This is a genomic window from Streptococcus oralis ATCC 49296 (assembly GCF_000185265.1).
Classification (GTDB): domain Bacteria; phylum Bacillota; class Bacilli; order Lactobacillales; family Streptococcaceae; genus Streptococcus; species Streptococcus oralis_BC.
In genome coordinates this window covers 775,441-797,028 of record NZ_GL622183.1, presented here as the reverse complement: position 1 = coordinate 797,028, position 21,588 = coordinate 775,441, and the positions used below count along the sequence as shown (strand labels likewise).

Genomic DNA, 21,588 nt, shown 5'->3' with positions numbered 1-21,588 from the left:
TCGAATACTGCGTCAGTTTCCTATTTTCACTTTGCATCCTTACCGTTCCTAGCATCATGATCTTACCAACGGAAGTGTGCGAAGGCACGGTTAGCTTCAGCCATACGGTGAGTGTCTTCACGTTTCTTAACTGCTGCACCAGTGTTGTTAGCAGCATCCAAGATTTCTTTTGCAAGACGGTCTTGCATTGTGTGTTCACCACGAAGGCGAGCGATTGTTACCAACCAACGAAGTCCAAGTGTTGTACGACGTTCTGGACGAACTTCAACTGGGACTTGGTAGTTAGAACCACCAACACGACGTGCACGTACTTCAAGTACAGGCATGATGTTTTCCATAGCTGTTTCAAATACTTCAAGTGCATCGTTTCCAGTAGCTTCTTTGATTTGCTCAAAAGCACCGTAAACGATTGAAGCAGCTGTACCACGTTTACCATCAAGCATAACGCGGTTGATAAGACGAGTAACTAGTTGTGAATTGTAAAGCGGATCTGGCAATACGTCACGTTTTGGAGCTCTATTTTTACGACTCATTTCTCTTTATCCCCTTTCCTTATGCTTTTGGACGTTTAGTACCGTATTTAGAACGGCCTTGTTTACGATCGTTAACACCTGCAGTATCAAGTGCACCACGGACGATATGGTAACGTACCCCTGGAAGGTCTTTTACACGTCCACCACGAAGAAGCACCACGCTGTGCTCTTGCAAGTTGTGTCCGATACCTGGGATGTAGGCAGTAACTTCGATAAGGTTGCTCAAACGTACACGAGCGAATTTACGAAGGGCAGAGTTAGGTTTTTTAGGTGTCATTGTTCCCACACGAGTTGCAACACCACGTTTTTGTGGTGAAGAAACGTTTGTTTGAACTTTTTTATGACTGTTGTAACCAACGTTCAAAGCTGGTGATTTAGATTTTTCTACTTTTGATTTACGCGGTTTGCGAACCAATTGGTTAATTGTAGGCATCTACATTCTCCTGTGTTTTTTTATTTTTGGTGATGATACACTTGGTGACAGCTACCATCTGTGTGTACTTTTGCAACATTTGTCAGCACGTCCCTGTACACTTTTGAGAGACCAAAAGTAAAAAGTACCGTCTATTATTATAACACAATTTTTCTTTCCTTGTCAATATTTTTTTCGTTTTTGTTCTGATCTTTTAACTCTTTGACACTAGTTCTAACCGCTTTTCTAAACCTAAAAAGGAGGCAATTTGCCTCCTCCTTTCTAGTATGGATTTCCTTTGATTCAAGTTGTCATTTCGGAATTTTTTAACCCTTCTTATCAAAGCCAACCAGATTCTTTTGCAATGTTGGCTGCCTCTGTTCGATTACCAGCATCTAGTTTCGAAAGAATATTGGTAACATAGTTTCGGACGGTTCCATTTGATAGATAAAGCTGATCCGCGATTTCTTGATTAGACAAGCCCTGAGCGATTCCCTTTAAAACAGCTATTTCTTGCTCTGTTAACGGATTGGGGTGCGTCATCACCACTTCCATCAATTCAGGCGAATATTCCTTGCGTCCTTCGAGAACAGTGTGCAAGGTTTGCATGAGGTCTGCAATGCTTCTTTCTTTTAAGACATAAGCATCCACTCCAGCCTTGACCGCACGTTCAAAATAGCCAGGGCGTTTGAAGGTCGTCACCACAACCACCTTTGTTTCTAGCTTTTCTGCTCGTATCCACTCCAAGACTTCGAGGCCTGTCTTAACAGGCATTTCTACGTCAAGAATGGCGATATCGACAGACTCTTTTTCTAAAAGTTGGATTGCTTCTTGGCCATCCTTGGCTTGTAGGACAGAATCTACATCTGGTTGAAAGGTAAGCAACTGGCACATAGCATCTCGCAACATACTTTGATCTTCTGCAACAAGTAATTTCATCTTAGTTTCTCTCCTTATAAGATAGCCGAACCTGCACTTCAGTCGGATGTTTCTGACTGATCACCTTTACTTCTCCTGAAAATGGAAGGACACGATCGCGGACTGTATGAAGCTCATCCCCTTTTAGAGAAGCAAAGCCACAGCCATCATCTCTCACTGTTAAAACGAGTTCTTTATCTGTCCGTTCTAATTTTAAGTAGACTTTAGACGCTTTAGCATGTTTGATGACATTGGTCACTAACTCAAGCAAAATCATGGAAGCCGTTGACTCCAATTCCTGAGTTAAGCTAGCTGTATCTAGTTGATTAGCTATTTCCACCTCGATTCCAGCAATTTCTAACATCTTTTTCACAGTCTCTAGTTCTGATGTCAAAGTTCTAGACTTAAGATTTTCCACAATGGTTCGGACTTCATTCATGGATTCTTTACTGATTTGATGAATTTCTTTTAATTCTTTTTCCACTTGAGGATAGGCCTGCATTTGAAGAAGCTGGAGGGCAAGGTCCGTCTTCACACTCAACATGGCAAAGGTATGACCTAGGCTGTCATGGAGATCCTGACCGATACGACTGCGTTCGTTTTCAGCCAAGAAAAGATTGAGCTTGGCATTTTGTTTCATCTTTTCTTCTTTTATGTCCTCCGACAATCGAATTCGATAAAGACCAAAGGTCATTGCATCGGAAAAGATAAAGGTCACCAAGAAAAAGAGTAGCTGCCAGGGACTAACATGATTGACCATATAGATTCCGGTCAGAATAAATGGTTGCAGGACAATAAAACTGACAAAACGCCAAGAGTGAAAAGAAATCTCATCCAGCTCATAAATAAGGAGATTGGATAAATAAAAGATAAACCATGTGAAACCTGAACTTAGCCAAACAGATGTATAAAAAATGTAGACAAGCATGGACCACCATGCTAGCCACTGCACGGTGCGATTCTGACTGATTAAAACCGAATAGAAGGCAAGTACAAATAGTAGGGTCCATAGCAAGGTTAAAAGCGGGTAATCTCCAACGATGACACCCGCTATAGGAAAGATGATAAACACAATTGAAATATGAAACATATAATGAATGTTTTTAAATTTTTCCAACATAGATTTATTTTACCTCAATCCTTTTTTTCAGCTGGATTACCAGTACACCAAAGAAAACTGTATAGCCTAGCACAACCAAGGCAGAAAGAATATTAAATTCATGGTGTTCCAAATAAGTAGAGACGACCTGCATCAGTTGATAGGTTGGAGTCAGCTTTCCAATAGATTGGAGCCATTCTGGGAAGGAATCCAAGGGGAACCACAGTCCACCTAGAACAGCCAAAGCAATATAGGCAATATTTCCAACAACCGTCATCAGTTGAGCACTGGGTAGCAAGCTCACCAAGACCCCCATGCTGATAAAGACCACGCTTCCGATCAGCAAAATAGCACCAATTACCATCCAGTCAAGCCAAGGCAGAGTCACTCCACGGACAAAATGACCAACTGAAAAGACAACTGTAATTGATAACAAGAAAGTCAGTAGGGTACTGAACAGTTTTGATACATAATATTCTACCATAGATACGGGAGAATGTTGAATCAATTTTTGCCAGTTGTTTGTCTTATCAGACTCGAGTGTGCTTGGGATACTGAAAAAAGCACTTGACATGATACTAAAGAGCGTCATGGCAAAAAGATAGGCTTGAAGAGCAATTTCTGGAATATCTGACCCTGACATCATACCAGAAAAGATAAGGTAAAACACACTTGGAAGTCCGATGGATAGCAAGTAGTAGACTGCTTGCCGTTTCATCAGAATGATTTCCACTTTCATGAGACTTGTCATATTTTTCATCGTCAATCTCCTTTAGTCTTGAGTCGTTTCGAAGATACTGTCTAAGAGAGTTCGATTGCGAACTTCAATTTCTTCGATCATGCAGCCCTGTTCTTGCAAGACTTTCCATACCTGACTGGCTTCTTTGGTTGTGAAGGAAAGAGCATTTTGCTTGATTTCAAGCCCTTGAATCTGGTCCAAAGTGCTGATAACTTCCTGATAAGTTAGTGGTACCGTAAAATGTTTTTCTTGTTCTTCACCACGCATGGCATAAGGTGTCGTATCCCGGATCAATTCACCCTTGTGGAGGACCAAAATGCGGTCAGCCGTATGTTCTACCTCTTCGATATAGTGAGAAGAGTAGACAATGGTGACACCATTTTTCTTTAACTGATTGACAATTTCCCAAAAATGCTGACGTGTCGAGGTATCCATGGCAGCAGTTGGTTCGTCCAAAAATAGAATTTTCGGACGACCTATTAGTGCCAACACGAAAGAGAACAAACGTTTTTGCCCACCAGACAACTTGCCCGCTAGCTGATTTTTCTGTTTGTCCGAAAATCTCAGCAAGTCATCAATTTCTTGATTGGAGAGACTGTTTGGATAGATTGATTGAAAGAAGGATAAGAGTTCTTTCACTTTCAAGTCTTGAACCACCGTATTTTCTTGAGGTAAGATAGAAATAAGCTGCTTTAATCGAGGATCTGTTGGTGCAAAGCCTTGAATAGCTATCTGACCTGAGCTCACGAACTTGTCGCCCAAGAGGCAATCAATCAAGGTCGTCTTACCTGCTCCGTTAGGTCCGATCAAGGCGACACATTCACCATCGTTGATTTCAAAGGAGATGTTCCGCAAGATCTCCTTGTCTTTTATTTTCTTACTCAATTTCTCAACTTTAATCACAGTCATGAGATTCTCCTTTCAACCACTTCATTCCCATAGGGAAAACGACGAAAATCATAAACCCAAAACCCCAAGCACCACGAATAAATTGGCGAAGCACGGTTTGGTCAAACCAACCAGTAAACATTTCCACTAACCATACCAAGAGTGATAGGCTGATAAAGAAATAGATGATTGCTTTTTTCATTCCTCAAACTCCTTTTTCACATCTCTGACCAATTTCAAACCTTCTCTGACAAGCCAAGACATCATTCCAAAGCCAGCAAAGAGCTCCCAAGGAAAATGGTAGAAACCCTCGTCCAATCCTGAAAACATGAGATAGGTCATAACTCCTGCTGCTACTAAACTCACTGCGACAATCATTTTATTTTTCATTTCTTCTTCCTCCATTTCATACTTCAATTATAGTCTTTTGAATTTGGCGGAGCTAGATGCTTCTGTCACTAGGAAATATGACAAATGTCATAAAAAAGAACCGATTTCTCGGTTCTTAAAAATGATTAGTCTGATTCATCGTTTCGTTTCTTTTTACCTAGCAATCCAAGTGTCATGACACCTGCTAGGGCTGTCAGAATTCCTAGATTCTTCAAACCATCTTCTTGACTTCCGGTATTTGGAAGTTGATGTTTTTTTACAGAGATGTTTTGAGTCAATTGATCTGGTTTCGAATCAGGTACTGAAAGTTCTTTTTTATCAGACGGCTTCACTTGCTCTGGAAGTTCTACTACTGTTGGAGTATAGAATCCTAAAATGATATTTCCATTACGGTCTTTACGGATCACTTTCACACCTTTGGCTTGTCCTACAAAGTCTGCCTCAGGAGTAAAGGTGACGGTGCCATCTGGTGAGATTACATAAGTTCCTTCACCTGGAACGACTTTTTCAGTTGTTCCATCTTCAAAGGTTGGCGGAACTGTCAGATCGATATCACCTGTAAAGTTTTGTTTACCAGTCTGAGTTTGACCTTTAAGACCTTCTGATGTCGCATCACTCACTTGTGTTTGTCCAAGGACAGTTGGTGTGTAGTGAGCAGTAACTACATTTCCATACACATCCAAACGTTTCACAACCAATCCTTTAGCTGTACCAACAAAGTCTGGTTCTGGAGTAAAGGTAATCTTACCATCTTTATCAATTGTATAGCTTCCTTCACCCGGAACAACCGTGGTCGTGCTACCATCCTCAAATGTTGGTGGAACTGTACTATCGATATGTCCTTCAAACGTTGGGGTTGCCACTTGTGGTTGGCCTTTTGCTCCTGTAGAAGCCGTGTCATGACCAGTAGACGGATCTACAACTGTTGGACGATAAGTCGCAGTAACTGGAGTACCATTTTTATCCTTACGGACAATCGTTACGCCAGTTCCTTTTCCTACAAAGTCTGCCTCTGGCGTGAAAGTGACGGTGCCGTCTGGTGAGATTGTATAAGTTCCTTCACCTGGAATCACTTTTTCAGTTGATCCATCTTCAAAGGTTGCTGCCACAGTTTCATCGATTGGAACAAGTGGATCACCACCTTCAAATGTTGGCGTACCCGTTTGAACAAGCCCCTTAATGTTAACTGAAGAAGTATCTTTACCAGTCGGCGTTACCTTAGTAAACTCTGGACTGTAAGTCGCAGTGACTGGGGTACCGTTCTTATCCACACGTTTCACTGTGACTGGATCTGGGTTTCCAACAAACTGTTTATCTGGAGTGAAAGTTACTGTTCCGTCTGGTGCAATCGTGTAAGTTCCTTGACCTGGAATAGACTTCTCCTTGCTTCCATCTTCGAAGGTTGGTTCAACTGTTTCATCGATTGGAACCAATGGGTCACCACCTTGGAAGATTGGGGTGCCGGTTTGTGGAAGTCCTTGAGGACCTGTGCTGGTTGCGTTAGTGCTGGTTGGTGTGACCTTGGTCACTGTTGGGGTATAAGTTGCAGTCACTTCTGTACCGTTCTTATCTACACGTTTAACGGTGACTGGATCTGGAGTACCAACATACTGTTTGTCTGGCGTAAAGGTAATAGAGCCATCTGGATTGATGCTGTACTCACCTACACCTGGAACGGTCTTCATTGACTGGCCATCTTCGAAGGTCATCGATTTTGTATCATCAATTGAAACAGCTGAATTACCCGCTGTAAAGCTTGGGATACCCTTTTGAGATTGACCTTGGATACCATTTGAAGTGGCATCCGTTGAAGTTGGTGTTACTTTCGTAAACTCTGGACTGTAAGTCGCAGTGACTGGGGTACCGTTCTTATCCACACGTTTCACTGTAACTGGATCTGGTTTACCTACAAACTGCTTGTCTGGAGTGAAGGTTACTGTACCGTCTGGCGCAATTGTGTAAGTTCCTTGACCTGGAATGTTCTTCTCTTTGCTTCCATCTGCGAAGGTTGGTTCAACCATTTCATCAATTGGAACCAATGGGTCGCCACCTTGGAAGGTTGGAGTACCCGTTTGTGGAACACCCTGAGGACCTGTGCTCGTTGCGTTAGTGCTAGTTGGGGTTACCTTAGTCACTGTTGGGGTATAAGTCGCAGTGACTTCTGTTCCATTCTTATCTACACGTTTGACTGTGACAGGATCTGGTGTGCCAACGTATTGTTTTTCTGGAGTAAAGGTAATAGAGCCATCTGGATTGATGCTGTATTCACCTACACCTGGAACTGTTTTCGTTGACTGTCCATCTTCGAAAGTCATTGGTTTCGTATCATCAATTGGAACCAATGGATTGCCTTCTGTGAAGGTTGGGGTACCTTTTTGCGGTTGACCTTGGATACCATTTGAAGTGGCGTCTGTTGAAGTTGGGATTACTTCTTTCACCACCGCTTGGTACTTGACAGTAACAGGAGTTCCGTTGGCATCCACACGAGTCAATTCAAGTTCTGGTGTTTCACCCTTGAACTGTTTATCAGGAGTGAAGGTCACCTTGCCGTCTGCGTCCACTTCGAACTTACCAACATTTGGCACTTCTTTCACAGTTGTACCATTATCAAATAGTGGAGTTGAATCAGCTGGGAATGGAACAGAGTCATGTCCTGGAGTGAAGGTCACTTTACCTTCTTGGACCTGACCTTGCAGACCCTCTGTCTTATCACCTGTTCCAGTTGGTGTCACTTTCGTAAACTCTGGACTGTAGGTCGCAGTAACTGGAGTGCCATTCTTATCAGCACGTTTGACTGTGACTGGATCTGGGTTTCCAACAAACTGTTTGTCTGGAGTGAAAGTTACAGTTCCGTCTGGTGCAATCGTGTAAGTTCCTTGACCTGGAATAGATTTCTCTTTGCTTCCATCTGCGAAGGTTGGCTCTACTGTTTCATCAATTGGAACCAGTGGATCGCCACCTTGGAAAGTTGGAGTACCAGTTTGTGGGACACCTTGAGGACCTGTGCTGGTTGCACCGGTTCCTGTAGGAGTCACCTTAGTAAACTCTGGACTGTAAGTCGCAGTAACTGGAGTACCATTCTTATCCACACGTTTCACTGTGACTGGATCTGGGTTTCCAACAAACTGCTTGTCTGGGGTGAAGGTCACTGTACCATCTGGCGCAATTGTGTAAGTTCCTTGACCTGGAATAGTCTTCTCTTTGCTTCCATCTTCGAAGGTTGGCTCTACTGTTTCATCGATTGGAACCAGTGAATCACCGCCTTGGAAGCTTGGAGTACCAGTTTGTGGAAGTCCTTGAGGACCTGTGCTGGTTGCGTTAGTGCTGGTTGGAACTACTTCTTTCACCACTGCTTGGTACTTAACGGTAACTGGAGTTCCGTTGGCATCCACACGAGTCAATTCAAGCTCTGGTGTTTCACCCTTGAACTGTTTATCCGGAGTGAAGGTTACCTTACCTTCTGCGCCCACTTTGAACTTACCAACATTTGGCACTTCTTTCACAGTTGTACCATTATCAAATAGTGGAGTTGAATCAGCTGGGAATGGAACAGAATCATGGCCTGGCGTGAAGGTAACTTTACCTTCTTGGACTTGACCTTGAAGTCCTTCTGTCTTATCACCTGAACCTGTTGGTGTTACTCTTTCAACAACTGGGGTATAGGTCGTTACAGCCAACTCTCCATTTTTATCCACCACTCCAACTTGAACTGGAGTTGCCGGACCATAGAAGGTTTTCAGTGGAGTAAAGACAATTGTTTTATTTACAAGATCTAAATCGTATGTCCCTTGGTTGGCAATGGTTAGCGAAGTTACCTTTTGTCCATTCTCATCATAAAGAAAGACACTACTTTGGACTAGGTCAACGGATTTCTTTGCTCCATTAATGGTTGTTGTCCCTTTTGTAAAGTGAACCTCACTCTCGCTTGCTCTATCCTCATCAAAGTGAATCGTCGCTGCCTGCTTCTGCCCTTGAAGGCCTTTAGATTTCGCTGTACTTGCTGAAGGTACAACTGGAAGCGGAACGTAATACACCACCCGATACCAGGTAAATTCTTTTTCCAACTCTTCATCTCTAGGATCATCCGCGTTCATTAAATATTCATAGAGAGCTCCTTCTCCCGACATTGTGTTTGCGTCAATATCCTCTCTTGGATAATAGCCAGGAATTTCAGGAGAAATCACTTGAGACCAAGTTTGGTCTGCAGACCAAGCTGAGTATGCCACACCTGCTGTCGCATCATTTGGTTGCCGTTTCGCCAAAACCTGGTCAATTCTCTTCGTTCGAGTAAACGAATGAGTCTCAACATGTTTTGGAGGAAGGAGTGATAAATCAGAATGGTTTGTTTTTTTGAGATATTCAAAGTCAATCTCGCGAGTTCCACGAACAGTTTCGGTTAGTTCTGTAATCTTGTGTCTAAACTGAAACTTGAATTGTCTTGGACTAGCCGAGTCACCAAAGGTATGATCTATAAAATCGTTACTGATTAGTTCATATCCTGCATCTTCCAATTCCTTAATTCGACGAGCAGGATCATAAGAAATTGGTCCATTAGGTTTGCCTACAACTGTGTCTACCTGTCCTAGTTGTACTTCCTTAGACGGATCGTTTACATCCACAAAGGTAAAACTTGCAGATGACAGTTTGGTAGACATTTGGATTGAAACATTATTGGACTCAGTGTACTTGGAACTGCCATTTGCCAGAGCCGAAGAAAGATAAGCCGTAGCACCTGGGGCAGTATCTTGCCCGATAACTGCTCCATCGATAGGAAATTGAACCCTACCTCCAGCAGCAACCGGAGCAGTCGAATGCCAACGAACTGCACGAATCTCTGACCAATCTGACACTTGGTCTGCTGTGAGCCATTGTGAAGCATTAATTTCTGCAGCAGTGCCCGCAGTACGACTATATTGAACTTCCCAGCCTGAAGGTGGTGTTAAAGCTTTTGTCAAACTCACTGTAAATCCAGAACCACGATTTCTGGATTCTAGCTGTTTATCACCTTTCATCGGCAAGGATGATAAAACATAGACATCTGAAACCGGCTGTTTAGAGGCGTTTTTATAGGTCACTCTGAAATCAACCTCATCGCCAGGATAGTGCTCTTGGGTATTGTAGGCAAAGTGTTGATCTGCAGCTCTCTTCACTTCAGAGTAGACACCACTCGCTTCAGAAGCCTGTACGATCACATCGAAGTCATAAGAAACCGAATTTTTCGAGGTAACTGTAATGCCGTCAAGCTCCCCCAAGTCGTAACCATTCTGAGCTTGAACGTCAGGAAGTTCCTCATCCCAGAAAGCAATCGCTTTATAGGTATAGGTCCCATTTGGAATCGTCTTGTTTTCCAACTTCAAAAGCGTTGGAGGCATAGGGGAGTCTGGAGTCCCCTTTACTTGGGCATAGTAGAGAGTTTTCCCAGTATCTTTGTAATTATAATAAACCTTAAAATTAGGGTTTCCACTAAAGTTTAATTGTGGATCAGCCAAATAAGCCAGATAGTAAACTCCCGTCAAGTTTGCGAAGTTCTGAGTAGGGGTGTCTTTACCCGCAGTCCTTGTGATAAAATCTTGCTTAAAACCAGAAGCATCTGTATGTCGATTGAAAACATCTGTTCGGGCTCGCCCAATCATTGAAATTTGCTGGACAACACGCGTCAATTCGGCTGAAGCCGTTTGAGAGAAGGAAACAGTGTTGCCAGTATTCTTAAAAGTGAAATCCGTTCTAGAATCCAACTTACTAATCGTCGAATCTTTATAGAGACTTTCCCAATTATTAAAACGTGTTTTTGTCTGGAAAAAAAATGCCGAAGTATCATTGGTTGAGGACTTCCTCATCTTGATATTTTTAAACTTGTACTCCAGTTCCTTCACATCTTGCTCTTCCGTCAATCGTAGACTACGGGTGTTACTATTAAAAGTACCTAATAACTCACCTGTAGCTTTATTGTATACTTCTACGGATGCGTCCGGTGAAGAGAAAATTTCATTCCATTGACGCTCCTCAATCACGTTTACTTCTCGATAAGACTCTCGTGAATCCTGTATTTTATGGGTGACCGTATAGTCATTGATAGGATAATCTTTTTCAACCTCTGCGACTGATGAAAGTCGAACATTAGAACGGTATTCTGTTTCACCATAAGAACGAATTATCTCCGAGTCAGACTGATTATAGTGTCTAAACTCAAAGAGAGAAGACTCTGGCTGATCTGTTTTTTGAACAAAGAGAGTATAAGGAAGAACAGCCGTATTTTGATAACTAGTCCCATCTGCTTTTGTATAGATACCTGTCACAGTTAGGTTTTGCGCTTTTCTATTGATATCTGCTACTTTGGCATTCTTTAACTTAAAAGAAATTGGAATGAGCTTATTTTTATTGTTATTGATATCTTGAAGCGGATTGTTAGCTCTGTTAATGGTCAGATGGTAACCCGTCGCATCGGCAGTCCATCCCAAAGCTTTGGCTTCATCTGTCAATTCATAACCTTCTTTTAGATCTACATTATAGGTATAAGAAGTGACAGGATCAATGATATGTCCCCCGACATCACTAATCCCCATACCATTGATCATACGACCATCAAAGACACCATTTCCATAGTTGAAATAATCATTTCTTGCCGTATTATTTTTAGGATCTTTCGCGCCATTAAATAGATAGAAGGACACACGAGACGAATCTTCATCAACGATACCATCATTGTTTCGATCGTAGCCAATGACCTGATTGTTAGACATTGGTGTCAGACCACCAACACCATTTTCTAAGACTTTCCACGTGTGTTCAATGCTTCCAAGTTCTTTAAGGACATTGTCATTTTTATCATAGAGCTTAGCAGTTGCGGTCACCTTATGGTCTGGCCCAATGGCTTGGACAGCGCCTCCCCAGTTCTGAGTCAAAGGATCTATCTGAAAAGTATAGACGAAGTTATAGTTTGCCCCACCTCTCAGATTCGCAGGTTCTATCTTTAAATCAAGGTCTCCATTCGTTTTTTCTTGGCTGAACTTTACACCACCAACTGGAGAAGGGGTCAATTTAATCGCCTTACCATTTTGGAAATGAATTTTGATATACCCACCAGAATAGTCTGCTTCGTGTCCAGTAATACTAAAGGTCAAGGATTCACGGACACTATCTACCGCATGGATATCTTTGATTGGCGAATGAGTTTTAAATTCTGCATTGACTTCATCTAGCGGTCTCTTGCGCCTAGAAGAAGTTTTCCCGCTAGAGCCACTTTCTTCCTTGCTTTTCTGCTCAGTTGGAGTTGATTCAAGAGATTGCTTTTTCTCCTCTTCTAAATAAGGCTGACTCGCTTCCTTGGTATTGTCAACTTGTGAAACTGGTTGGCTCTGAGCAACTGGTGCAGATACTTCTGTTTTGGACGGTTCAGTTTTATCCTTCTGGTCCTTAACTGCTTCGTTCTGTGTTACCTCTTTTTGAGGTTCAGAAATGACTTCCTGTCCATTCTCAGCACTTTTTTCCTTCTGTTGAATTTCTGCCTGCGTTTGTTGTTCCTTATTGTTGACTTGAGCTTCATCCGCTTGCACTGGAGAAGTAGCCATCACCATAAAGGTTCCTAGCAATACCGAACAGGTCCCAACACTTAACTTTCTAATTGAAAAGCGGGAAAAAGATTGATTAAAAATTTTTTTCTTCATCATTTCTCCTTTATATTCATACTTAATCTAACATAACAGCTTTATCATTATAACTTATAGTAAATAGAATTTCCAATAGAATGTTCATTTCTACATAAATTTCTTTATAACTCCATTTGCATAGAAAAAGGAAGCTGTAAAACCAGCTTCCTTCTGTTATTTTTATTCCATTTTCACGATTATTCCACACTGAAAAGATATGGATATACAGGTTGTTGACCTTGGTGAATCTCTACTTCAACATCTTCAAATTCTTCTGCGATTTCTTGGGCAATTTCATTGGCAAGTTCTTCGCTTCCGTCTTCACCGACATAGAAAGTCACGATTTCACTATCTTCGTCCAACATATGTTTCAAAGTTTCTGTCAAGGTTTGGTGCATGTCAGGATTTGACACGAGGATTTTCCCATCGACCATACCAAGATTATCATTTTCATGAATTGCTAATCCATCGATAGTTGTATCACGAACGGCAGTTGTTACACTACCGCTGATGACATCACCGAGGGCTGCAGTCATGCGTTCTTTGTTTTCTTCGATTGATTTGCTTGGATCAAAGGCAAGAAGACTGGTCAAACCTTGAGGAATTGTACGCGCTTCTACCACAACAGCAGGTTGTTCAAGCACTTCAGCCGCAGACTGAGCTGCCATAAAGATATTTTTGTTGTTTGGCAAGAAGATAATGTTGCGAGCATTGACCTGTTCAACAGCCTTGATAAAGTCTTCTGTTGAAGGGTTCATCGTCTGACCACCTTCGATAACATAATCCACACCTTGGGCACGGAAGATATCTGCTAAACCTTGACCAGCTACAACTGCGATAAGGGCATATTCTTTTGTTTCAGAAGGCTTGTTACCTTGAGTTGCTTCTTTTTCAACTTGCGCCTCGTGTTGGTTACGCATGTTGTCCACTTTTACCTTAATCAAGCTACCATATTTGAGACCTTCTTGCATGACAAGACCTGGATCTTCTGTATGGACGTGAACTTTGACGATCTCATCATCGTTGACAACAAGCAGTGAGTCGCCTAAGTCATTCAAGTAGTTACGGAATTCATCGTAGTCAAAGTCCTTAGAATAAGTTGGACCTTGTTTGAGAGCTACCATAATCTCTGTACAGTAACCAAAGGTAATATCCTCAGTTGCAACATGTCCAGCTACAGACTTGTGGTGCTCTGCATTGATCATTTCACTCATGTTGGCAGGAGTCGCTACAAAGTCTTCAGAAGCACTGTATTCACCAGTAAGAGCTGAAAGGAATCCTTCGTAGATGAAGACCAAACCTTGACCACCTGAGTCTACCACACCAACTTCCTTAAGGACTGGAAGCATTTCTGGTGTCTTAGCCAAAGCTGCTTTTGCGCCTTCCAAGGCTGCACGCATGACCTCAACAGCATCATCTGTCTCCTCGGCTTTTTTCTTAGCCCCAATAGCCGCTCCACGAGAAACAGTCAAAATGGTTCCTTCAACTGGTTTCATAACTGCTTTATAAGCTACTTCGACACCGGATTGGAAGGCAAGAGCCAAGTCTTGACCTGTTAATTCATCTTTTTCCTTGATAGCCTGAGAGAAGCCACGGAAGAGCTGAGAAGTGATAACCCCTGAGTTCCCACGCGCACCCATCAAGAGACCTTTAGCAAGAATGCTCGCTACTTCTCCAACTGTAGAAGCAGGCTTGTCTGCTACTTCTTTGGCACCATTTTCAATGGTCATTCCCATGTTTGTCCCAGTATCTCCATCTGGAACTGGAAAGACGTTCAATGAATTGACATATTCTGCTTGCTTATTCAAACGAGTTGATGCAGCCTGCACCATCTCTTGGAATAAACTGGTAGTAATTTTTGACACGATTATTCTCCTACAACTTTGATATTTTGAATGTAGACATTCACAGTCTGAGCAGTAATTCCTAGTTGATTTTCTAAACTAAAACGAACACGCTCTTGAATGTTTTTTGACACTTCGCTTATCTTTACTCCGTAGCTCAATACGGTATAAACATCAACTGCAATGCTACCATCTTCGGCTGCTTTTATAACAACACCCTTAGAATAATTTTCCTTACCAAGAAGGGCTTGGAAATTGTCTTTGAGGGCATTTTTACTAGCCATACCGACCACACCAAAAATCTCAGTTGCGGCACCACCTACTACGGTTGCAATCACTTCATCTGTCAGTTCGATTTGACCATCTTTTGTATTAATTTTTACAGTCATTTTTTTTACCTCAACTAGTTGATACTCTATTTTATCATATTTCAGCCCAAGTGTAAAAGCAGAATGCTGTATCTGCGGATATTTACTCTATTTTTCAAATGGTTTTATCCTTAGAGCAAAAGAAAAAGACCTAAGCGGTCTTTTCATTTTTATTAAACGCGTTCAACTTTACCTGATTTCAAAGCACGAGCTGAAGCCCAAACTTTTTTAGGTTTACCATCGATAAGAACAGTAACTTTTTGAAGGTTTGGTTTTACGGCACGTTTTGTTTGGTTCATCGCGTGTGAACGGTTGTTTCCTGATACAGTCTTACGACCTGTAAAGTAACATACTTTAGCCATTGTGTTTTCCTCCTATTAGATCTAATATAGCGGATGTGCTAGCACCACATACCGTACTATGTTATCACACTTTCTCGAATTTATCAAGGGCCTAAACTATTTTGTTTGTGTCTAAATTTTTGGGAATAATTAAATATCCTTATAACTCAATAAGAAAGCGAGATTTTTCAGACAAAAAAACTGGAAAAAGTTTCTCACTTTACCCCAGCCCTTGACTATATTGCACTATTTATGCTACAATATTGTTTGACTGATTAAGCAAAGTGTGTTTTTGTCTTAATCGGTGGTGTAGAAGCAGCAACTTCTACACCTTTTTCGTTTTTCTTTACTCTATTATTGTAACACACATTAGGCAAAAAAGCAACTATTTTGTATAAAAACATAACAAAAACACCTCTAAAAAATCTTTTTTTAGAGGCTTTTGTCTGCCTTTTTGTATTATTTATGCCCTCTTTTTCTGATAACAGCTTTGTGTGGCCTATGGTTAATACGAAACCCTGCGCCTAATCCCGAATCCCTAAATTCCTCATACTCTTGTCTCCAAGCTCCAAAAAACAGCTCGTGTAGCTGATCAATTCGCTCAATAAGAATCATCTTGGCCATGGTACAAGCCCCTTCGATGGACCAATACATCCCTCGATGTTTCATGCGGTAAGTGACCTTTCGGTGCTGACTCTCCATTACCCCGATACCACGTGAGGACAATCCTCTAAGTTTAGGTGGCCTAGTGTCACAGAAATTTCTTAATAATTTCTTACGAAAATTGTAAAAATTATCAAGAGCTTCCTGGCTTTCTATGAGAGATTCAACTGTATCTAGTACGGTCTGAAGCAGGCTCTTCTGATGATTTTTGATAGCCTTAAAAGCAAGATCAAGTAGTGTAGACGGGTACGGCTTCAGGAATCGTTTAAGTTCTTCATTGACATGATAGGCATCCCAGAAATGCTCATGACGTTTAATTCGTAGGACCTTCTTAATTTCTTGAAATATTCTGCGAGAATATCCTTTACCATTGTCCGAGTTAGTGATAAGAAGAGTTCGATCAGTGATTTCAAAATGATTATAGAGATAGTCTATCAATTCTTCCTTTGCTTGTTCATGGCTTGTATGTATAATCTCATGCTTATTCTCTAGTACATACCGATTATTACCAACCTTCTTCGCTCCAGTATGAATCAGGAAATGGGCTAAGTCTGTATTGTGTCGTTCATCATTGCTTGATGTTGTCTTGACGAGCACACCATCTCCCTCCAGGTAGATTTTATCTGCCTGAATTTTTTTCGGTTGCTCATCACCTCTAAAAAGCCGATAGCGTTCCCTATCTGAAAAGAGTCTGCCTGCCATTTTTACAGACTTCAGAACAGCGTCCTTTGTTATCTCCAGGCGATAAGCCATCTTAACTGTTCGACAAACTTCACGGTAGGATAAAACAGAAGCGTGTTTTGCCATGTGAAAAATCAACTCAGGAGAATAACGCATATACTTTTCTAGACCTAGCCACTCATCTACGGGATAACAACTTTTCTTTCCCTTTCGCCAGCGATTCCTAGAGAAGGTCACCTCTCCAAATGTAAAAACAACTGTCCTCTCTGTACTATCTATCCGCTTATATCCCCTCAGTCTCATGGAGGGAGCAATCTGCTCGTCGTAATATCTTACTCGCTTCAGGAATTGCTGCTCACGTTTGCGATCTAGTTCTGCGATAAATTCTTTTTCATCAAATCTAAACATACTCTCTATTGTACTGAAATCATGACTAGATTGAAAACATCAAAAACTTTCTGCAAGGCTCTTTCAAAAATAAAAGCCTTCCCTTATTGGGAAGGTTGTTTAATTATAAATATAATTATATTTATAACGATAAACTTTCGATTAGTTTATCAAGATAATCTGATGCAGACTTTGCTCCAGCTGCTTTAGCAATTTCATCCAATTTTTTCCGATTGCTTGGTTTCAAAGTAAACTGAAATTGTTTCTTACGTTCAAAGCTTTCAAACTCAACTGCGACTTCATTTGGAGTCCGATCAGGTTGGCTGCTCGCTTCAATGATCTGTGATATTTCTTTTTCCTTAGGGGTAAATGCCATGATAATCTCCTTCTAATTATATTTATAATTGTATTTGTGTTTATAAATATAATTATATTGTATCATAAATTTTTGAAAAAGTCTGCTCCAGCTCAGCGAAAAACTTTTTGTGTTTTTGATAAAGCTCAGGATTCTCCTTCATATCTGCAATAGAGATCTTATCAATCGTGGAATGATTGAATAACTCTTTTGCTGGTACGATGCCTAGAAGGTTGTCTGTTCCCTTCTCTTTAGCTTCAAGTCCCAGAGCTTCCAGTAACTCTCTTGATGATCCATAGTTCGGTCGGATCATATTTGCTAAGAAATATAGCTCAGCGGTAATGTATGATTCCCTTGTACGATAGTCAATTACATCCTTTCTGAATGCTTCTAACCGAGTTGATAGATTGAATTTGGCATTATAACCAAACTCTGAAGGAGTCAAGGGACTAATAATAGCGTGACTGACCGCAACAGCATTTTTAGTAGCTGTCGCAAAGTCTGGTCTACAATCAATCAAGATATAGTCAAACCGATCCAACTTCTTCTTTTCGTAGTTATCCTCTAGCCAAAGATAAAGTAGCATATTTTTCTTATCGCTGTTCTCCAGATCTCGTTCCACCGTGTCAAGCTGAACTGAACCTGGAATTAGATTGATATTTTCCTTGACTTGCTTAATATCCACATCGCCACCTTTAAAAGCATTAGCAATCGTATTCTTGCTCTCGTAAATATTATAGCACTGGGTTAAATTGCACTGATGGTCTAGATCAATCAAAAGAACCTTATGCCCTTTTTTAGCCAGCCATTCCCCATAATTAAATGTTAAAGTTGTTTTCCCAACACCGCCCTTAATAGCGGCAAATGTGATAATCTTCATTTGATATCCTCCTGCAACTGATACTCAACAATCTTATTTTTCGAGCTTTCAATCAAAGCTATTTTTTTCCACTCATTTTTAGTATGTTTTACTTTCCATAGTGGAATAAATCCAAATAACAATAACCTACCGACATAGAGCGTATTGTCTTCGGTGTCTTCAGTGCTTTCAGTACCTTCTATCCACTGACATAACAAGTCGCTTTCAGTGGTAGCTACAATCTCACACGAAATACATTCGATAGGTGAGAAATACTTTGAAATAAGTAAACTTAAAACGCTACGCCACAGTTCTCCATAATTTTCAAAGACATATTTCCAAAAATAGTCACCTTTTAGACGATCTCCTATCCAGCCCCAAAATCGTATTTTCTTTTCCATAAGTCGAACCTCGATTGCCATTGTGCGACTTTTTGAAAACTCAAAAACGATTCTGTTCTCATTACCTTTCTCTAGGCTACCATCAAAATAAACAATCCCTAATGATTTCAAGGATTCCTTAAGATTCCTCTCTTTGGCAACATTCTCAACTTGGTTTTGAAAATCATAAACGTCAAAAATATCCATCGTCTTCCTCCTGTTTTTCTATACTTCTATTATACCATTATAATTATATTTGTCAATATGTTTATAATTATATTTATAATTATTTTGCAATGAAGTTTCTCCTTCCCTTTCGCCAGCAATTCCTAGAAAAGGTTATCTCTCCAGATATAAAGACAACTGTTCTCTCTGTACTGAAATCAAGACTAGATTGAAAACATCAGAAACTTCTACAAGGTTTTTCCATCTTCAAAACGTCGGTCAACTTTCTCTTCTCGACTACGCACGTGCTCCTTAACATCTCTATAATCTGTGTAATGTTTTAGAGTGTCGTCAAAGAACTCTTGTAAGGCTCCTTTTTCAATTTGAAATTGTTTGATCAGCTGACTGACATCTTCCAGCCTCATATCTTTTGGAACTCCCAAATCAACCAATAGTTGTACCGCCGCAAGACTATTTTCTGGAGTTTGCTGGATGGTTAAAAGTGCTCCTTCAATTTTATGATAACGTCCAAGTCGCTCATCTAGCTGTCTTAATTCCTCCTGAGTAGCCTCTATCTTTTCATTAAAGCGCTCCTCCAAATGTTGAAATTGTGTTCCATCTGTCACGCCGTGCTCGACTAAGAAATTATATTCCTTAATCAGTTCACGCATAGAGGAAATTTGAGCGTTTTTAGTTACAAGTGTTTCTCCATTTTGTTTGGCCAATTGCCTTGCGACAGTCAAACCCATCATGTACCTATTTTTTTGAGATTGATCAGGATTGAGAAAATAAAAATAGTCTTTCTCTTTGATATAGATGGTATAATTTCCATCCTCATTTTTATCAACTTTATGAGAAGGTATTAAAATGGTACCACTATTTAAAGCTCCTATATCCATCTGCACGTAAATGCCTTGCTTGCTTTCTTGCTCGACCTGCCAGGATTCCACTTCCAATTTCAATTCAAAATCATTGGCCGTTTTTTCTTTTGATTCTTGATATTGTTCTTTCAATTCCTCCACATCAAAAACCAACTGATTCTTAGAAATTCTCTCTTTTATTTTTTCAAGAGAATAGAGTCCTTTCTTCGATAATGTATCATCTCGGACATTTCTTTGTTGGGGCTGGTCAAGCAATTTATACTTCACAAATTTGCCAGAAAAATCAATCTGAAGGTCAAGTGCAACTGCTTTTTGTTTAAAGTCTTCCAACGACAGCGAGTGCTTCAGAAGAAAATCTAGACGATCCTTGATTTCAAAGCGATAATTATTTTGTCTTCTCCAAGCAGAATACTTTGTGTAAGAATTTTTCATAGTAGGCTCAATAATTTTGGCGCCATAACGTGCCGCATGTTTGTCTGATATCGCCCTCAAATTTTTCAGAGTTTTCTTTTCCCAACGAAATTTTTTAAGCGTTGAGGTATTGGTTGTATTGAGTATGATATGATTATGAAGATGATCTTTATCCGTGTGTGTCGCAATCACAAACTCATAATTTCCACCTGTCAATTCCAACATTGTCTGACGGCCAATTTCATGAACTTGCTCAGGGGTTAAGTTATCATCTGGAGAAAAAGACTGGATAATGTGATGAGCCAATACTTGTTTTCCTGAAGATAATTCTTTCAAGTCGTCATCTCCTTTTTTAAAGGCTGCGGCCAATTTTGTCATGACCATTTCCTCATCTGCTACACTAAAATCAGAAATCCCATTACCAGATACTAACTTCATTTGAAGCTCACCATCATGATAGACAAGAGGAAAATCAAGATCACTTTCTGCAGTTCCTGATACAAGGGTTTTCGCTTCATTCAGAATATAATTAACAGCTCTCTTCAAATTAGCTGGTGTTTTAATTTGAGTTGGGGATTTAATTACTACCATTCTTCTATATCACTCCTTACCGTTCGTTTCCGTTCCTGTAGACTCTGTTTTTCTGCGCTAGAAAGTTTGGCAGCTACCATCTCTTTCAACTCAGATAGATAGTCAATAACTTGTGCCACTTCCTCTGGCGTAACGCCTTGATTTTCGTTAGCGTGCTTGGCAATTTGGTTGATGTTCGTCCCAACCCTATTGATGGCAACTCGAAGGTCTTTTAATTCAGAAAAATCAATTTGCACTACCTTTCCTTGCACCAATTGATTCTTCGCATAGTATTGAAAAGATGGAACTCCCATTTGGGCCATCGCTGTTTTAATTTGACGATCTTCCTCTGGTGTTAGTCGTATCAATTTTTGTATATAGCGTTTTCTATTTTCTCGTTTCTGCATTATTTTTTTATCCTCTTTCTCCCAAAGTCTCTGGCATTTTCTGACCAGGCATCAGCTCCTGACTTCCTTCCGGCAAGCGTAGCAAATGGATATCCATTTGCGAAATTTAAAAAAATCAGAGAAGGAGAACCTTGTAGTTTTCCTTCTTGATTTTCTCAGTTTTGGGGAAATCCCCAAGCCCCTTTCCTATATCTTTTGGAGTACAACCTCTAACAATTTATTGCAACCAACTGAAGATGTTTTTGAAAATAGATGATTGCTTATCACTATTTTCTACACTTTTTTCTTTCTGACCTTGCAACTTTTCAGCCAGGACAGAAAGTTGTTGAGCAGTTAGAGGCTGGAAAATCGACTGCCCAATTTGTATTTCTGTCAGTAAGATTTTTTCTGTGAGTACAGCTTGAAATTCTTCATCTGTAATCATCTTGAGTAGCTCAATATTTTCTTCTTCCCACTCCAAAAGAGCAGGATCTCCTTCAGGTAGTTGAGACTGTTCTTCCTCTAGTTGCTCCAGAACTTTTTGGCGAGTCAAGTCTTTAGCGTTTGGCGATACTCCTTGAACTCTGTCTCCATCCATGATTGGAATAAAGTCTGAAAGGATGATGATCAGTTGTTCTTCTTGTTCATTAGTCATGAGTGTTGTCCTCCTTG

Annotated in this window: 19 protein-coding genes; all 19 read right to left on the bottom strand. The window is 40.6% G+C overall.

Annotated features, from left to right (window positions below; translation table 11 throughout):
• Nucleotides 1–62 precede the first annotated feature (62 nt).
• A complete protein-coding gene (gene rpsG, locus HMPREF8578_RS06250; protein ID WP_000087873.1) occupies nt 63–533 on the bottom strand; it encodes a 30S ribosomal protein S7 in 471 nt (156 codons plus the stop codon).
• 19 nt (nt 534–552) lie between these two features.
• Nucleotides 553–966 carry a 30S ribosomal protein S12 gene (rpsL, locus tag HMPREF8578_RS06245; RefSeq protein ID WP_001142332.1) on the bottom strand — a complete coding sequence of 138 codons (414 nt, stop codon included), beginning with the start codon at nt 964–966 and terminating at the stop codon, nt 553–555.
• Nucleotides 967–1,284: 318 nt separating this feature from the next.
• Nucleotides 1,285–1,884: a response regulator transcription factor gene (locus HMPREF8578_RS06240; protein ID WP_000772061.1), complete on the bottom strand. Its 600-nt coding sequence runs from the start codon at nt 1,882–1,884 to the stop codon at nt 1,285–1,287.
• A 1-nt stretch (nt 1,885) separates the two neighbouring features.
• The gene (locus HMPREF8578_RS06235) at nt 1,886–2,983 is read right to left on the bottom strand and encodes a sensor histidine kinase (protein ID WP_000890233.1); all 1,098 of its coding nucleotides are present in this window, start codon (nt 2,981–2,983) and stop codon (nt 1,886–1,888) included.
• A gap of 4 nt (nt 2,984–2,987) precedes the next feature.
• The gene (locus tag HMPREF8578_RS06230) at nt 2,988–3,722 is read right to left on the bottom strand and encodes an ABC transporter permease (RefSeq protein ID WP_000794227.1); all 735 of its coding nucleotides are present in this window, start codon (nt 3,720–3,722) and stop codon (nt 2,988–2,990) included.
• 12 nt (nt 3,723–3,734) lie between these two features.
• On the bottom strand, nt 3,735–4,610 hold the full coding sequence (locus HMPREF8578_RS06225; protein ID WP_000216047.1) for an ABC transporter ATP-binding protein: 876 nt from the start codon (nt 4,608–4,610) through the stop codon (nt 3,735–3,737).
• A complete protein-coding gene (locus HMPREF8578_RS06220; RefSeq protein WP_000709170.1) occupies nt 4,597–4,791 on the bottom strand; it encodes a hypothetical protein in 195 nt (64 codons plus the stop codon). The genes HMPREF8578_RS06225 and HMPREF8578_RS06220 overlap by 14 nt, the downstream gene beginning before the upstream one ends.
• Nucleotides 4,788–4,994, bottom strand: coding sequence for a hypothetical protein (locus HMPREF8578_RS06215; RefSeq protein WP_000390701.1), 207 nt, complete (start codon nt 4,992–4,994; stop codon nt 4,788–4,790). The genes HMPREF8578_RS06220 and HMPREF8578_RS06215 overlap by 4 nt, the downstream gene beginning before the upstream one ends.
• Nucleotides 4,995–5,104: 110 nt before the next feature.
• Nucleotides 5,105–12,646, bottom strand: coding sequence for a YSIRK-type signal peptide-containing protein (locus HMPREF8578_RS06210; RefSeq protein WP_002892971.1), 7,542 nt, complete (start codon nt 12,644–12,646; stop codon nt 5,105–5,107).
• A 176-nt stretch (nt 12,647–12,822) separates the two neighbouring features.
• Nucleotides 12,823–14,490 carry a DAK2 domain-containing protein gene (locus HMPREF8578_RS06205; RefSeq protein ID WP_000036683.1) on the bottom strand — a complete coding sequence of 556 codons (1,668 nt, stop codon included), beginning with the start codon at nt 14,488–14,490 and terminating at the stop codon, nt 12,823–12,825.
• Nucleotides 14,491–14,492: 2 nt separating this feature from the next.
• Nucleotides 14,493–14,858 (bottom strand): Asp23/Gls24 family envelope stress response protein, encoded by a 366-nt coding sequence (locus HMPREF8578_RS06200; protein WP_000216434.1) that lies wholly within the window; start codon nt 14,856–14,858, stop codon nt 14,493–14,495.
• Between the two features lie 152 nt (nt 14,859–15,010).
• Nucleotides 15,011–15,199, bottom strand: a complete 189-nt coding sequence (rpmB, locus tag HMPREF8578_RS06195; RefSeq protein WP_001140948.1) for a 50S ribosomal protein L28 — start codon at nt 15,197–15,199, stop codon at nt 15,011–15,013.
• 438 nt (nt 15,200–15,637) lie between these two features.
• On the bottom strand, nt 15,638–16,930 hold the full coding sequence (locus HMPREF8578_RS06190; protein WP_000488178.1) for an ISLre2 family transposase: 1,293 nt from the start codon (nt 16,928–16,930) through the stop codon (nt 15,638–15,640).
• Between the two features lie 121 nt (nt 16,931–17,051).
• Nucleotides 17,052–17,285, bottom strand: coding sequence for a hypothetical protein (locus tag HMPREF8578_RS06185; RefSeq protein WP_000886110.1), 234 nt, complete (start codon nt 17,283–17,285; stop codon nt 17,052–17,054).
• Nucleotides 17,286–17,337: 52 nt separating this feature from the next.
• Nucleotides 17,338–18,144 (bottom strand): ParA family protein, encoded by an 807-nt coding sequence (locus HMPREF8578_RS06180; RefSeq protein WP_000692243.1) that lies wholly within the window; start codon nt 18,142–18,144, stop codon nt 17,338–17,340.
• Entirely contained in the window at nt 18,141–18,710 is a 570-nt protein-coding gene (locus tag HMPREF8578_RS12725) for a hypothetical protein (protein ID WP_000350752.1), read from the bottom strand. Before HMPREF8578_RS12725 ends, HMPREF8578_RS06180 begins: the two co-directional genes overlap by 4 nt.
• A gap of 206 nt (nt 18,711–18,916) precedes the next feature.
• Nucleotides 18,917–20,551 carry a relaxase/mobilization nuclease domain-containing protein gene (locus HMPREF8578_RS06175; RefSeq protein ID WP_000260298.1) on the bottom strand — a complete coding sequence of 545 codons (1,635 nt, stop codon included), beginning with the start codon at nt 20,549–20,551 and terminating at the stop codon, nt 18,917–18,919.
• The gene (gene mobC / locus HMPREF8578_RS06170) at nt 20,545–20,937 is read right to left on the bottom strand and encodes a plasmid mobilization relaxosome protein MobC (protein ID WP_001171915.1); all 393 of its coding nucleotides are present in this window, start codon (nt 20,935–20,937) and stop codon (nt 20,545–20,547) included. The genes HMPREF8578_RS06175 and mobC overlap by 7 nt, the downstream gene beginning before the upstream one ends.
• Before the next feature lie 217 nt (nt 20,938–21,154).
• Nucleotides 21,155–21,571: a hypothetical protein gene (locus tag HMPREF8578_RS06165; protein ID WP_000180611.1), complete on the bottom strand. Its 417-nt coding sequence runs from the start codon at nt 21,569–21,571 to the stop codon at nt 21,155–21,157.
• Nucleotides 21,572–21,588 lie beyond the last annotated feature (17 nt).

Bases quoted from the DNA above. Each gene is read 5' to 3' on its own strand.
- rpsG (WP_000087873.1), bottom strand. From the start codon at position 533: ATGAGTCGTAAAAATAGAGCTCCAAAACGTGACGTATTGCCAGATCCG.
- rpsL (WP_001142332.1), bottom strand. From the start codon at position 966: ATGCCTACAATTAACCAATTGGTTCGCAAACCGCGTAAATCAAAAGTA.
- HMPREF8578_RS06240 (WP_000772061.1), bottom strand. From the start codon at position 1,884: ATGAAATTACTTGTTGCAGAAGATCAAAGTATGTTGCGAGATGCTATG.
- HMPREF8578_RS06235 (WP_000890233.1), bottom strand. From the start codon at position 2,983: ATGTTGGAAAAATTTAAAAACATTCATTATATGTTTCATATTTCAATT.
- HMPREF8578_RS06230 (WP_000794227.1), bottom strand. From the start codon at position 3,722: ATGAAAAATATGACAAGTCTCATGAAAGTGGAAATCATTCTGATGAAA.
- HMPREF8578_RS06225 (WP_000216047.1), bottom strand. From the start codon at position 4,610: ATGACTGTGATTAAAGTTGAGAAATTGAGTAAGAAAATAAAAGACAAG.
- HMPREF8578_RS06220 (WP_000709170.1), bottom strand. From the start codon at position 4,791: ATGAAAAAAGCAATCATCTATTTCTTTATCAGCCTATCACTCTTGGTA.
- HMPREF8578_RS06215 (WP_000390701.1), bottom strand. From the start codon at position 4,994: ATGGAGGAAGAAGAAATGAAAAATAAAATGATTGTCGCAGTGAGTTTA.
- HMPREF8578_RS06210 (WP_002892971.1), bottom strand. From the start codon at position 12,646: ATGATGAAGAAAAAAATTTTTAATCAATCTTTTTCCCGCTTTTCAATT.
- HMPREF8578_RS06200 (WP_000216434.1), bottom strand. From the start codon at position 14,858: ATGACTGTAAAAATTAATACAAAAGATGGTCAAATCGAACTGACAGAT.
- rpmB (WP_001140948.1), bottom strand. From the start codon at position 15,199: ATGGCTAAAGTATGTTACTTTACAGGTCGTAAGACTGTATCAGGAAAC.
- HMPREF8578_RS06190 (WP_000488178.1), bottom strand. From the start codon at position 16,930: ATGTTTAGATTTGATGAAAAAGAATTTATCGCAGAACTAGATCGCAAA.
- HMPREF8578_RS06185 (WP_000886110.1), bottom strand. From the start codon at position 17,285: ATGGCATTTACCCCTAAGGAAAAAGAAATATCACAGATCATTGAAGCG.
- HMPREF8578_RS06180 (WP_000692243.1), bottom strand. From the start codon at position 18,144: ATGAAGATTATCACATTTGCCGCTATTAAGGGCGGTGTTGGGAAAACA.
- HMPREF8578_RS12725 (WP_000350752.1), bottom strand. From the start codon at position 18,710: ATGGATATTTTTGACGTTTATGATTTTCAAAACCAAGTTGAGAATGTT.
- HMPREF8578_RS06175 (WP_000260298.1), bottom strand. From the start codon at position 20,551: ATGGTAGTAATTAAATCCCCAACTCAAATTAAAACACCAGCTAATTTG.
- mobC (WP_001171915.1), bottom strand. From the start codon at position 20,937: ATGCAGAAACGAGAAAATAGAAAACGCTATATACAAAAATTGATACGA.
- HMPREF8578_RS06165 (WP_000180611.1), bottom strand. From the start codon at position 21,571: ATGACTAATGAACAAGAAGAACAACTGATCATCATCCTTTCAGACTTT.